This is a genomic window from Brevundimonas sp. (genome assembly GCF_030656255.1).
Taxonomy (GTDB): Bacteria; Pseudomonadota; Alphaproteobacteria; order Caulobacterales; family Caulobacteraceae; genus Brevundimonas.
In genome coordinates this window covers 1-12,755 of record NZ_JAUSOE010000094.1, presented here as the reverse complement: position 1 = coordinate 12,755, position 12,755 = coordinate 1, and the positions used below count along the sequence as shown (strand labels likewise).

The 12,755-nt window shown below is 68.9% G+C and carries 13 protein-coding genes; 5 read left to right on the top strand and 8 right to left on the bottom strand.

The window, feature by feature from the left end:
- Positions 1 to 487: citrate/2-methylcitrate synthase (locus tag Q7J26_RS09700; protein WP_304936249.1), on the bottom strand; the 487-nt coding region annotated here is incomplete at its 3' end.
- A gap of 66 nt (positions 488 to 553) precedes the next feature.
- Positions 554 to 1,969 (bottom strand): glutamate--tRNA ligase, encoded by a 1,416-nt coding sequence (gene gltX, locus Q7J26_RS09695; RefSeq protein ID WP_304936248.1) that lies wholly within the window; start codon positions 1,967 to 1,969, stop codon positions 554 to 556.
- On the opposite strand from gltX, the gene Q7J26_RS09690 reads away from it, so the two are divergent.
- Positions 1,968 to 4,154, top strand: a complete 2,187-nt coding sequence (locus Q7J26_RS09690) for a ComEC/Rec2 family competence protein (RefSeq protein WP_370651932.1) — start codon at positions 1,968 to 1,970, stop codon at positions 4,152 to 4,154. The genes gltX and Q7J26_RS09690 overlap by 2 nt on opposite strands.
- Here Q7J26_RS09690 and lexA read toward each other — a convergent pair.
- The 4 genes from lexA to Q7J26_RS09670 all read right to left on the bottom strand — a co-directional run bounded on the left by lexA (position 4,135) and on the right by Q7J26_RS09670 (position 7,380).
- On the bottom strand, positions 4,135 to 4,836 hold the full coding sequence (gene lexA / locus Q7J26_RS09685) for a transcriptional repressor LexA (RefSeq protein ID WP_292148980.1): 702 nt from the start codon (positions 4,834 to 4,836) through the stop codon (positions 4,135 to 4,137). The genes Q7J26_RS09690 and lexA overlap by 20 nt on opposite strands.
- Positions 4,837 to 4,958: 122 nt before the next feature.
- The gene (trpC, locus tag Q7J26_RS09680; RefSeq protein ID WP_304936246.1) at positions 4,959 to 5,753 is read right to left on the bottom strand and encodes an indole-3-glycerol phosphate synthase TrpC; all 795 of its coding nucleotides are present in this window, start codon (positions 5,751 to 5,753) and stop codon (positions 4,959 to 4,961) included.
- A complete protein-coding gene (gene trpD, locus Q7J26_RS09675; protein ID WP_304936245.1) occupies positions 5,750 to 6,787 on the bottom strand; it encodes an anthranilate phosphoribosyltransferase in 1,038 nt (345 codons plus the stop codon). Before trpD ends, trpC begins: the two co-directional genes overlap by 4 nt.
- A gap of 2 nt (positions 6,788 to 6,789) precedes the next feature.
- The gene (locus tag Q7J26_RS09670) at positions 6,790 to 7,380 is read right to left on the bottom strand and encodes an aminodeoxychorismate/anthranilate synthase component II (protein ID WP_304936244.1); all 591 of its coding nucleotides are present in this window, start codon (positions 7,378 to 7,380) and stop codon (positions 6,790 to 6,792) included.
- A gap of 88 nt (positions 7,381 to 7,468) precedes the next feature.
- Here Q7J26_RS09670 and Q7J26_RS09665 point away from each other — a divergent pair, with 88 nt between their 5' ends.
- Positions 7,469 to 7,675, top strand: coding sequence for a hypothetical protein (locus Q7J26_RS09665; RefSeq protein WP_035307384.1), 207 nt, complete (start codon positions 7,469 to 7,471; stop codon positions 7,673 to 7,675).
- Here Q7J26_RS09665 and trpE read toward each other — a convergent pair.
- Positions 7,672 to 9,204, bottom strand: coding sequence for an anthranilate synthase component I (trpE, locus tag Q7J26_RS09660; protein WP_304936243.1), 1,533 nt, complete (start codon positions 9,202 to 9,204; stop codon positions 7,672 to 7,674). The two genes, Q7J26_RS09665 and trpE, sit on opposite strands and share 4 nt — an antisense overlap.
- Entirely contained in the window at positions 9,201 to 11,108 is a 1,908-nt protein-coding gene (locus Q7J26_RS09655) for a peptidylprolyl isomerase (protein ID WP_304936242.1), read from the bottom strand. The genes trpE and Q7J26_RS09655 overlap by 4 nt, the downstream gene beginning before the upstream one ends.
- A gap of 138 nt (positions 11,109 to 11,246) precedes the next feature.
- Between Q7J26_RS09655 and tpiA the strand changes: the two genes are divergently transcribed.
- The 3 genes from tpiA to Q7J26_RS09640 all read left to right on the top strand — a co-directional run.
- Positions 11,247 to 11,996 (top strand): triose-phosphate isomerase, encoded by a 750-nt coding sequence (gene tpiA / locus Q7J26_RS09650; RefSeq protein WP_304936241.1) that lies wholly within the window; start codon positions 11,247 to 11,249, stop codon positions 11,994 to 11,996.
- A gap of 76 nt (positions 11,997 to 12,072) precedes the next feature.
- Positions 12,073 to 12,510 (top strand): preprotein translocase subunit SecG, encoded by a 438-nt coding sequence (gene secG / locus Q7J26_RS09645; protein ID WP_304936240.1) that lies wholly within the window; start codon positions 12,073 to 12,075, stop codon positions 12,508 to 12,510.
- A gap of 124 nt (positions 12,511 to 12,634) precedes the next feature.
- The coding region (locus Q7J26_RS09640; RefSeq protein WP_304936250.1) for a hypothetical protein at positions 12,635 to 12,755 on the top strand (121 nt) is incomplete at its 3' end.

Sequence of the window (12,755 nt, the reverse complement as noted above, 5' to 3'; positions counted from 1 at the left end):
GCTGGACCGGATCATGGATGTCCAGGCTGTCGTGATAAAAGGCCGACAGCGCCCCGACCGTGCCGACCATGATCGCCATAGGGTGGGCGTCGCGGCGGAAGCCCTCGAAGAAGCGGTCGAACTGGGCGTGCAGCATCGTGTGCATGGTGATGCTGTTTTCGAACTTCTCGTACTGCGCCGCAGTCGGCAGTTCGCCGTGCAGCAGCAGATGGCAGACTTCGATGAAGTTCGATTGCGAGGCCAGCTGGTCGATCGGGTAGCCGCGGTGCAGTAGCACCCCGGCGTCGCCGTCGATATAGGTCAGGGCCGACTCGCACGCAGCGGTGGAGGTGAAGCCCGGATCGAAGGTGAAGGCGCCCGTACCCGCATACATCTTGCGGATGTCGATGACGTCCGGGCCGGTGGAGCCCGAAAGGACCGGAAGCTCGATGGTCTTGCCCTCGAAGGACAGGGTCGCCGAGCCGGCGGTTTTGGCTTGTTCAGTCATAAATGCCCCTTTGCATCACACGTCCAGGCGCGGGGAGGCGTCGGCCGCTTTTTTGGTTGTGGGTGATCACTTAGTCTGTTGCAGCGCATCATCCAAGCGCCCGAGACTTTCGTCGCGCCCAAGAGCGGACAAAGTTCGTGCGATATCGGGTGAAGTTGACCCAGCGGTAAGGGCCGTTCGCATCGGCGGACCGATCTTGCCGAACCCGACCTGTTCGGATTCGGCGAAGCTTTTAAGCTCGGCGTCCAGGGCGAAGACATCCCAGGACTGGAACAGGGCCAAACGGTCGCGCAACCGGCCCAGCCGGTCCAGCGTCTCGCCCGACAATAGGGCGCGCGCCTTGTCGTCCAGCGCCAGCGGGCGGGTCTTCAGCACGAATTCGGTCTGGTCGGCCAGGTCCAGCACGGTCTTGGCGCGGTCCTTGACGAAGGGCATGGCGCTCTGGAGCTTGGTTTCGTCGTCCTCGGCGATCAGGCGACCGCGTTGCAGGTGGACGTCCAGGGTCAGCTTGGCCAGGCGTTCGTCCTCGGCCAGACGCAGCCAGTGCGAATTGACGTGGGCCAGCTTGTCGAAGTCCAGCCGGGCCGGGGCCTTGCCGATGCCGGCCAGATCGAACCATTCGACGGCCTGGGCGTCGCTGAACAGTTCGTCGTCGCCGTGGGCCCAGCCGAGCCGGGCCAGATAGTTGCGCATCGCTTCGGGCAGATAGCCCATCTCGGCGTATTCATGCACCGCCTGGGCGCCGTGACGTTTCGACAGCTTGGCGCCGTCGGGGCCGTGGATCAGGGGGATGTGGGCGAAGGTCGGCCGGGTCCAGCCCAGAGCGTCGTAGATCAGGCTCTGGCGGGCGGCGTTGTTCAGGTGGTCGTCGCCGCGAATAACGTGGGTCACGCCCATGTCGTGGTCGTCCACGACGACGGCCAGATTATAGGTCGGCGCGCCGTCGGAGCGCAGCAGGACCAGGTCGTCGAGGTCGTTCGTCGACCAACTGACCGAGCCCTGGACCTCGTCCGCCACGGTGACGGTCGTGGACTGCGGTCGGCGGAAGCGGACGACGTGGGGCAGGGCCAGGTCGTCGACGGTCGGCGTCCGGTCGCGCCACGGCGATTCGAAGGTCCGACGCTCGGCCTTGGCGGCGTCGCGCAGGCGGCCGGTTTCCTCGGCGGTCGTAAAGTCGCGATAGGCGTGGCCGGTCTCCAGCAACTGATCGACGACCTCGCGATGACGGTCGGCGCGGCTGAATTGGAACACGGGCTCTTCGTCGGCGAACAGCTCCAGCCAGCTCAGGCCGTCGAAGATGGCCTTGACGGCCTCGTCGGTGGACCGTTCGCGGTCGGTGTCCTCGACACGGATTAGGAAACGCCCTGCGTGTCTCTTGGCGTACAGCCAGTTGAACAAGGCGGTTCTCGCCCCGCCGATATGCAGATAGCCTGTCGGCGAGGGGGCGAAGCGCGTGACGACAGTCGAAGAAGGTGAGGTCATGGGGGAAGGGTCCGTAAGCGAGGCCCTTATACGCCCCGAGACGACAAAGCCTACCCCCGGCGCGCGATTGCGGGCCTGGCTGGCCGACGAGGCGGCGGCGCAGACGCTGAGATGGCGGCTGTGGGCGCCGGTGGCCTTCGGCGGGGGCGGGGCGATCTATTTCGCGCTTCGGTCGGAGCCGGCATTGTGGCCGCTGCTGTTGATGGCGGCGATCGCCGGCGCGGGCTGGATGGCGGCGCGACGACGGGGATGGGCGCGGCGCCTGACCTGGCCGCTGATGATCCTGGCCTGTCTGGCCGGCGGGCTGGCGGCGGCCAAGATCCGCACGGAGATGGTGACGGCGCCCATCGCCCCGGCTCTGGGTGAAGCGACGGTGATCGAGGCCTGGGTGGTGGATGTGGACAGCCCCGGCGAAAGGGGCGCGCGGATCGTGGTCGCGCCGGTCTGGATTCGAGGGCTGGCGCCGGATCAGACGCCGGTGCGGCTGAGGGCCACGGTGCGAGGCGATCCGCCCCGGCCCGGCGAGGCGGTCCGTCTCTTCGCCATTCTCAATCCGCCGCCGCCGCCGGCCAGCCCCGGCGCCTATGACTTCGGCCGCAACGCTTTTTTCCAGGGCATGGGCGGCGTCGCCTTCGCTCTGGGCGAGACGCGGTGGGTTGATCTGCCGCCGGCGCCGTGGCGGTTGCGACTGGAGATGGCGGTGAACGGCGGCCGCTATGCGCTGGCCGAAAGGATCGTGGCGCGGTTGGGCGAGCGGACAGGCGGGATCGCCGCCGCCATGACCACCAGTCATGAGGCCTGGATTAGCCAGGCGGACATGGATGTGATGCGGGATTCGGGGTTGGCGCACATCCTGTCGGTCTCGGGCCTGCATATGGCTATCGTCGGCGGCTTCGTCTTCTTTGGGGCGCGGTTGGGCGTGGCGGCCTGGCCATGGCTGGCGTTGCGGGTTCCGGGCAAGAAGGTCGCGGCCCTGGCCGGGCTGACGGCGGTGGGCGCCTATCTGGTCGTGTCCGGCGCGCCGCCCCCGGCCGAGCGGGCGGCGATCACGGCCTCCATCGCCTTTCTGGCCATACTGCTGGATCGGCAGGCGGTGACGATGCACGGGCTGGCGGTGGCGGCCTTTGTGGTGCTGGCGATCCAACCTGAGGCCATCGTCACGCCTGGTTTTCAGATGTCGTTTGCGGCGACGGCGGCTCTAGTGGCTTTGGTCGAGGCCTGGCCGCAGCGGACGCGGGAGATATCGGCGCCCTGGCCCATTGTGGCGGCGCAGAGGTTCGGGGGCTGGTTGACGGCGGCGGTGGCGGCCAGCGTCGTGGCGGGACTGGCGACGGGGCCGTTCGCCATGCAGCATTTCAACCGGACGGCCATGTATGGCCTGCTGGCCAATCTGGGCACGGCGCCGGTGGCGGACTTCATTCTGATGCCCGCGCTGGCCCTGGGGGCGGCGCTGGAGCCTTTGGGCCTGGGCGGTCCGTTCCTGGCGGTGGCGGGGTGGGGCGTCGATCTGATGCTGGCGATCGGGGGCTGGACCGCCCGCCTGCCGGGCGCGGTGCGGACGGTGGCCAGCGCGCCGGACTATGTCCTGCCCATCGCCTTTCTGGGGGTGTTGTTCGTCTGTCTTTGGCAGGGGCGGCTGCGGTGGCTGGGCCTGCCGCTGGCCGCGGCGGTGCTGGTCTGGCCCAGGGCGCCGACGCCGGATCTCTGGATCGGGGACGGCGGGACCAATGCGGCCATCCATCGTGATGGCCAGGCGGTCGTGATTAGACCCGGCGTGCGCGCCTTCGCCGTTGATCTGTGGTCGCGGCGGCGCGGCCTGACGACGGCGGATCGACCGGAGGCGGGCTGGACGTGCGAGCGGTCTTCCTGTCGGCCGGAGACGCCGGAAGCCGGGCCGGTCGCCCTGTGGTGGGGGCGCGAAGCCCCTGATACGGAACAGATGGCCGACCTTTGCCAAGCGGCGACCGTCATCAGCGTGCGGGCTGCGGTCGCCGCCCTGCCGGCCTCATGCGAAGGCCGTCTCTTGCTCGACGGAGTCGATTTCGCGCGCGGCGGAGCGGTGGAGTTGTGGCGTGACGGGCCGCCCCAGGCGAACCGATGGCGCGCCGTCTGGACGGCCGACGTGCGGGGCGACCGGCCTTGGGCGCGTCAGCCGGACCCGGATGTCAGTGATAGCGGCGCATGAGGCCGACCAGCTTGCCCTGAACCTCGACCTGGTCGGGACCGAAGATACGGGTTTCGTAGTTGCGGTTGGCGGGCTCCAGGGCGATGGAGCCGCCCTTGCGACGCAGGCGTTTCAGCGTGGCCTCTTCACCCTCGACCAGAGCGACGACGATCTCGCCGTTATTGGCCGTGTCGCCGCGCCGGATGACCACCAGGTCGCCGTTCAGGATGCCGGCCTCGATCATCGAATCGCCCTCGATTTCGAGGAGATAATGGTCCCCCTTGCCCAGCATGGATTCGGGCACCGAAAGGCGCTCCTGCTCGTGCTGAATGGCGGCGATGGGGGTGCCTGCGGCGATCTTGCCCAACAGGGGCAGTTCGCGCGTATCGTTGGCGGCGGAGGCCGCTGCGGGGCGTGGCGCGCCGCCGCCGCCTTCGATCACATCAGGCTTGAAACCGGCCCGGCCGCGCGGGGCTCCGGCGGTGGCCTGTTCAGGCAGTTTGGTCACTTCCAGAGCGCGGGCGCGGTGGGCGAGACGGCGGATGAAGCCGCGTTCCTCCAGCGCCGTGATCAGCCGATGGATGCCCGACTTGGACGCCAGATCCAGCGCCTCCTTCATCTCGTCGAACGAGGGGGAGACGCCGGTCTCCTGAATCCGTTCGTGGATGAACATCAGCAGTTCGTGCTGCTTGCGCGTGAGCATCGCCAGGCCCTCATAAGCCCATACCTCGAATCGGAACGGGCCGTGAACATTGACGATGTTCTGTAAGTGTTCCTTCCTAATGTCAACTTAACGGCGTCGCTTCGATGCGCTGCCGGGTTGGATCAGGCGGCCAGCAGCGTCCGCGTCGCGGCCTCGACGTCGACCTGACGCATCAGGCTCTCGCCGACCAGAATGGCCTGGGCGTGGGCGGCGGAGACGCGCGCCACGTCCTCGGGCGTGAAGATGCCGCTTTCGGCCACCAGCAGGGCGCGCACGGGGCTGAGCATCGATAGGCGTTCGGTCACTTCCAGATCGACTTCGAAGGTCCGCAGGGAACGGTTGTTGATCCCCACCAAGTCTCCGCCGAGGGCGCAGGCGCGGGCCATTTCGGCTTCGTCGTGGGTTTCGATCAGGGCGTCCATGCCGAATCGTTCGGCCTCGGCCAGCAGTTCGGCGGCCAGCCGGTCGTCGATCATGGCCAGGATGATCAGGATACAGTCGGCGCCCAGAGCCCGGCTTTCGGCCACCTGCCAGGGGTCGACCAGGAAGTCCTTGCGCAGGCAGGGCAGGGCCGTGGCGGTGCGGGCCTGGCCCAGATAGGCGTCGTCGCCCTGGAAGCTGGGGCCGTCGGTCAGGACCGATAGGCATGTGGCGCCGCCGGCCTCGTAGGCCATGGCGAGGGCGGCGGGGTCGAAGTCGGACCGGATCAGACCCTTCGACGGGCTGGCCTTCTTGATCTCGGCGATCAGGGCGGGGCGGCCCGTTTCTTCGACGGTTCGGTCGAGGGCCGCACGGAAGCCGCGCGGGGCCGAGGCGGCCTTGGCCAGGGTCTCGATCGCGTCCTGGGAGGTCGCGGCCTTGCGGGCGGCGACATCCTCGCGCTTGTAGGCGGCGATGCGGTCCAGGACGTCGGTCATGCGTTGTCTTCGGTATCCAGCGGCGTGGAGGTGATGCGGGCCAGACGCTCCAGCGCCTGGGCGGCCCGGCCGTCGTCGATGGCGGCGGCGGCGAGGACGGCCCCTTCGGCGAGGTCCGTCGCCCGATCCGATACCACGAGAGCGGCGGCGGCGTTCAGCAACACGATGTCGCGGTAGGGGCCGGTCTGACCCGCCAGCAGGGCGCGCAGGGCGGCGGCGTTCTCCTCGGCGTCGCCGCCGCGGATGGCGTCGATGGAGGCGCGCGGCAGGCCGGCGTCCTCGGGCGTGACCTGGAAGCGGCGAACGGCGCCGTCCTTCCATTCGGCGACTTCCGTCGGGCCTGATGTGGCCAGTTCGTCCAGGCCCTGGCCATGGACGGTCCAGGCGCGGATGGCGCCCAACCGCCCCAGGACTTCGACCAGGGGCTCAAGCAGTCGGGGATCATAGACGCCCATGACCTGGCGTTTCGCCTGGGCCGGGTTGGACAGCGGGCCCAGCAGGTTGAACACGGTGCGGAAACCGATCTCGGCCCGAACCGGCCCGACATGGCGCATGGCGCCGTGATAGGCGGGGGCGAACAGGAAGCAAATGCCGGCCTCGTCCAGCGCCTTGCGCTGCTGATTCGGGCTGGCGGCCAGGTTGACGCCGAGGATCGACAGGACGTCGGAGGAGCCGGATTTCGAGGATATGGCCCGGTTGCCGTGCTTGGCGACCTTCAGGCCTGCGCCGGCCAGGACCAGGGCGGCGGCGGTGGAGATGTTGTAGGTGTGCTGGCCGTCGCCGCCGGTGCCGCAGGTGTCGATCACCTCGTACGGATGATCCAGCGTCAGGGCGGCGTCGCGCATGGCCTGGGCGAAGGCGGCGATCTCGTCCACCGTCTCGCCCCGAATTCGCAGGGCGGTGACGGCGGCGGCGACCTGGGACGGGGTCGGTTCGCCGCGCAGGCAGGCGGCGAAGAAGTCGTGCGCCTGCTCGGACGTCAGGGGGTGGCCCTCGACCAGTCGGGCGAGGATCGGCTTGAACCCGTCAGCCACGATCAGGCGGCCGCGAGGCGCTTCACGCCGGCGATCTCGAGGAAGTTGGCCAGCATATCGTGGCCGTGTTCGGTGGCGATGGATTCCGGGTGGAACTGGACGCCATGGATCGGGCGGCTGCGGTGCTGGAGCCCCATGATCTCGCCGTCGGCGGTCCAGGCGGCCACCTCGAGGCAGTCCGGCAGGGTTTCGCGCTTCACCGCCAGCGAATGATAGCGGGTGGCGGTGAAGGGCGAGGGCAGGCCGGCGAAGACGCTCTTGCCGTCGTGCAGGATCGGCGAGGTCTTGCCGTGCATCAGGGTCTTGGCGCGGATCACGTCGCCGCCGAAGGCCTGGCCGATGGCCTGGTGGCCCAGGCAGACGCCCAGGATCGGCATGGAGGCCGGGGCGCTCTCGATCAGCGGCAGGCAGATGCCGGCTTGATCGGGGGCACAGGGGCCCGGCGAAAGCAGGACGGCGGCGGGGTTCAGCGCCCAGGCCTCGTCCGCCGTCAGGTCGTCGTTGCGCACCACATGGGTCGGCGCGCCCAACTCCGCGAGGTAGTGGACGAGGTTGTAGGTAAAGCTGTCGTAGTTATCGACGACGAGGATCATGATCTGGCTTCTAGGCGTGACAAGCCGCCGCGCCAAGCGTGCGCGGCGTTAAAGCGCATCTTAACATTGGCGGGGGCAGATGGGGGTCGTGAAACTGAGCGCCGAAAAAGACATCGCCGACAAGATCGCCGCCGCCAAGGCGAAGCTGGTCGTGGTCGAACCCAAGCCGATCAGCCCCTATGCGGCTCTCGGCGCCGCCGCCCTGGCCGCCACGGCGGCCGTGGTCATGGCCGGCGTGGTGGTGCTGGGGCCGGGCGTCCGGTTTGACGAACCCCCGGCGACCTACGGGCCCTAGCGGTTGCCGGTGCGGAAGCGCCAGGCGTCGTCGGCGGCCCGCATCGGCGCGCGCGCCTTGTGTTGGGTCTCGGCGTATTCAGCCGCTGGATCACTGTCAGAGACCACGCCCGCGCCGGCCTGGACGAAGATCTGATCATCAGCGAACAAGGCGGTGCGCAGGGTGATGCAGATGTCCGCCTCGCCCCCAGCCGAAATATAACCGACGCCGCCGCCGTAGCCGACGCCGCGCTTTTCGGTCTCCAGCTCGTCGATCACTTCCATGGCCCGGACCTTGGGCGCGCCCGACAGGGTGCCGGCGGGAAGGGCGGCCAGCAGGGTGTCGACGGCGTCCAGTTTCGGATCGGCCTTGCCCCGCACATTGGAGACGATGTGCATGACCTGGCTGTAGCGTTCGACGACGAAGCTCTCTGTGACTTCCACCGTGCCCGGCGCGGCGACGCGGCCGACGTCGTTGCGGCCCAGGTCCAGCAGCATCAGATGTTCGGCCCGCTCCTTGGGATCAGCCAGCAGCTCGACCTCCAGGGCCTTGTCCGCCTCGGGCGTCGCGCCGCGCCTGCGGGTGCCGGCCAGGGGGCGGATGGTGACTTCGCCGTCCTTGAGCCGGACCAGGATCTCCGGGCTGGATCCGGCCAGCTGAAAGCCTTCGAAGTTCAGGTAGAAGAGATAGGGCGACGGGTTCTGGCGACGCAGCGACCGGTAGAAGGCGAAGGGGTCTTCGGTCCAGGGGGCCGAGAATCGGTGGCTGAGCACGACCTGGAAGATGTCGCCGGCCGAAATATAGTCCTTGGCCTTGGCCACCATCTCGCCGAAGCGGGCCTCATCGACCGGAGAAACGAACTCGGGGGCGGGCATCGGCTGGGGCGCGGGGCGCGGGGGCAGGGGCTCGCGCAGGGCAGTCTCGAAGGCGTCCAGCCGGGCGACGGCGGCGTCGAACGCTTCACGCGGCGCGGCGCCTGCGTCGGGATAGGCGGCCGAGACCAGGATGATCTCTTGCCCGACGGAATCGAAGATGGCGACCAGGGACGGGCGGGTCAGGACGGCGTCCGGCAGGTCCAACGGATCCGGATTGGGTTCGCCCAGCGGCTCCAGCAGACGCACCATGTCATAGCCGAAGACGCCGAACAGACCGGCGGCCATGGGCGGCAGCCCTTCGGGCAGGTCGAACTTCGATGCGGCGATCAGGGCGCGCAGGGATTGAAGCGTGGGCAGGGGCTCGGCGATGAAACGCCCCTCGGCCACAGCCGGGCCGCGGGCCAGTTCCGCCGCGTTTGACCGGCAGCGCCAGACCACGTCCGGGTCCAGCGTCAGGATCGAATAACGACCCTTCACGGCGCCGCCTTCGACCGATTCCAGCAGACAGGCGTAGGGGCGGTGGCGACCCAGTTTCAGATAGGCTGAAACCGGCGTCTCCAGATCGTCGATGACGCGCCGGACCAGCACCTGAGGCCGACCGGCCGAAAGGCCGGCGGCGAAGGCGTCGTAGTCGGCCCCGTTGAACCCCGAGGCGTCTTGGCCGGCCGTGGTCATTGGGCCGGTGCGGCGGGGGCCGTCGGCTCGGCGGCCAGGCCCAGGGCCTGACGCGCCAGGGCGACGTCGTTCTTGGCCTTGGAACGCTGGGCGCCGGCGGTCATCTCGGTCTGGACCATGGCCTGGACCAGTTCCTGGGTGATACGCGGGCGAGCCTGTTCGGCCAGAGGACCGGCGACGGCCGGATTGGCGGCGTGGATGCCATCGACGCGGCCGACCAGATAACCGCCTTCGCCCGGCTGGGAGAAGACCTGGCCCTTGGCCTGGCCGAACAGCCCCTGGAGCACGCCCTGGCCCAGCGATTCCTGGGTGGCCTGGTCGCGGACCACGCCGGTGCGGACGGTCAGGGGGGCGTTCACCGAGCGGGCCACGGCGGCGATGTCCTGGCCCTGGCGGACGCGGCCGGCCAGTTCCTCGGCCTTGGCGGAGAGGCGGCGCGAGATTTCGCGTTGGGTCCATTGCGCGGCCAGGGGCGCGCGCACCTCAGCCAGGGTCGGCAGGGCCGACGGACGGATGTCGTTCACGCGGACCGCGAAATACTGGCCCTGGCCGGCGTCGATCACATCGCTTTCGCCGCCCTTGGTCAGGCTCCAGGCCGTCTCGAAGACTTGCGGGGGGGCGTTCAGGGCCTGGCCGTTGGGCAGTTTGCCGTCCTTGGTGAAGGGCGGCAGGTCGATCACGCGACCACCGGCCTCGCGGGCGGCGTCGGCCAGGTTCTTGCCGGCGGTGCGGGCGGCTTCGTACTTCTCGACCTTGGCGTAGGTCTGGCCCTTGACGTCTTCGGCGCGCAGTTCCGCGACGATCTGGTCGCGGGTGTTTTCCAGGGTGGCGGGCTGGCCGGGCTGGATGGCGGTGACCTTGGCGACGGCGAAGCCGACGCCGGCCTGGACCGGGTCAGAGACCTGGTTGACCTGCAGGCCGAACACCGCAGCAGCGGTCGCCGCGTCGCCGACGGCGGCGCGGGGCGTGGCGTCGAAATTCGCCGGCTGGATGCTGTTGGCGCGGCCGACGTCGGCCGGGGACTGGCCGGCGCGCAGGGCGGCGGCGATCTTCTGGGCGACGTCGCGGTTGGGCGCGGTCAGGGTCACGAAGGTACGGGTCTCGGGCTTGCCCAGGCTGTCCTTCTTGAACTCGAAACGCTCGCGGATACGCTCATCCGACACGGCGGGGGCGGCGCCCGGATCCGGTGTGAACAGGACGACCGAGACCATCCGGAACTCCGGCGCGCGCAGACGTTCGGCGTTTTCCTGAATGAAGGCGTTCAGCTGGGCGTCGGTCGGTGCGGGAACTTCGCCGGCCATCGCAGGCGTGACCTCGAACCAGCGACCGTCGCGGGTCTCGAAGGCGGCGCCGGCCAGCAGGGCGCCGTAGATGCGCGGCGCACGGGCGCCGGCGAAGATGGCGGCGCCGAAATGTTCGGTCGCATACTGATCGCGCAGGTCCTGCTCCAGCATGGCGGGGGTCAGGTTCTGCTGAGCCAGGGCCGACTCATAAGCCTGCTGATCGAACTGGCCGGTGACCGAGTTGAAGAAGGCCGGGATCTGGCGGATCTGCTTGACGATCAGCTCCTTGCCGGGGCGGATGCCCGCCTTCCAGGCCCAGTTCAGGAAGCCCAGCTGTTCGGTCTGGCTGTCCAGGAAGCGGGTGTGGATGTTTTCGGCGATCAGGTCCTCGTTCGTTACGGGACGACCGGCCTGTTGCTGGATGTTTTCGCGCACACGCCCAAAGGCGGCGCTGAACTCGGCCTCGTTCATCGAACGGTCGCCCGCGTCGATCACATGCTTGGGCCCCAGGTTGGCGAACACATCCATACGCGCGCCGACGACCACGAAGCTGAGCGCGATCAGGACGAGCAGGGCGGCGGCCCACTTGGAGCGCGAGAAGGCGCGGAAGGCGGTGATCATTCGAAGACCCGTAGACTGGCCGAGGTTGGCGTCACCCGGCGTATAGTCGGGCCGGGCGCGCCCCCGCAAGGACGGCGTGATGGCCAGATTGCGGCGCCCCCTCTTGGCTTGCCAGTTTACGCCCCCTAGACAGGGCCCATGAAACAATCCGTGAAGTTGATCGTCGGCAACTGGAAAATGCACGGCGTCTCTGCAGATGTGGCCGAGGCCTTGGCTGTGAAGGAAGGCTTGGCGGGGGCGCCGCCTGCATGCCGCATCGCCCTGTGTCCGCCCGCCACCCTGACGGATCGCCTGCGCCGCGCCCTGGCCGACAGCGCGGTCGAAGTGGGCGGGCAAGACTGCCACGAAAAGGCTTCGGGCGCCTTCACGGGGTCGGTGTCGGCGGAGATGCTGGCGGACGCCGGGGCCACCCTGGTGATTCTGGGCCATTCCGAGCGCCGGGCGGCCTTTGGGGAAACCGATGCGGACGTCGCCGCCAAGGTCGAGGCCGCCATAGCGGCCGGCCTGGAGCCCATCGTCTGCGTCGGCGAGACCCTGGAACAACATGAGGCAGGCCAAGCGGTCGCGGTCGTCAGCGCACAGATCGCAGGCTCCCTGCCGGACGGCTTGTCCGAGCGGGACTTTGCGGTGGCCTATGAGCCGGTGTGGGCCATCGGCACAGGTCTGACGCCGACTCTGGAGCAGATCGCGGAGGTTCACGCCGCCATCCGCGCAGCCATGGTGCATCGTTTGGGCGAGCCCGCCCGCCGCGCGCCCATCCTGTATGGCGGCTCGGTCAAGCCGGACAATGCGGCCGAAATCCTGGCCATGCCGGAAGTCGGCGGCGCCCTGGTCGGGGGCGCCTCGCTGAAGGCCGAGGATTTCCTGAAGATCGTCCGCGCCGCCTGACGGTCCGCTTCAGGTTTGCCCCCCGGCGGCTTCGGTGATAGAGGCCGCCGCTTGATCGGCGCAGCTCCGCGCCCACATGAATGACGCCATGCTCCAGACCATCCTGCTCGTCGCCATCATCCTGGTCGCCGTCTCACTGACGGGCGTCGTGCTGCTGCAGCGGTCCGAGGGCGGCGCCCTGGGCATGGGCGGCGGTCCTTCGGGCTTCATGACGGCGCGGGGCGCCGGCAATCTGCTGACCAAGATCACCTGGGTGCTGGCGGCCCTGCTGTTCGGCCTGACCATCGTCCTGACTGTCTTCGGCAATATGGACCGCGCTTCGGTCTCGGTGATCGACGCCGACGCCGTCGGCTCTCTGGCCACCACGCCGCAGACCCAGACGCAACAACCGGCCCAGCAACAGCCGGCCGCGCCCGCCCAGCCGACCGCCCCGTCGCTGGACGATCTGGAAGCCAGCCTGCCGTCGGCGACGACGGCTCCGGCGTCCGCTCCGGCCCAGCAGCCCGCCCAGTAACGGGCAGGCGAACGAACCGACTTCCCGAAAGCGCGCCGCAGGGCGCGCTTTCTTCTTTTGATCAACAGTTCGATTCGCGGCGGGCGATGCGCCGCACGCGAATCATGGAGTAAGGTGTCCGCCCATGGCCCGTTACGTGTTCATCACCGGCGGCGTGGTTTCTTCTTTGGGAAAAGGCCTCGCTTCCGCCGCTCTCGGCGCGCTTCTGCAAGCGCGCGGCTACAAGGTGCGTCTGCGCAAGCTTG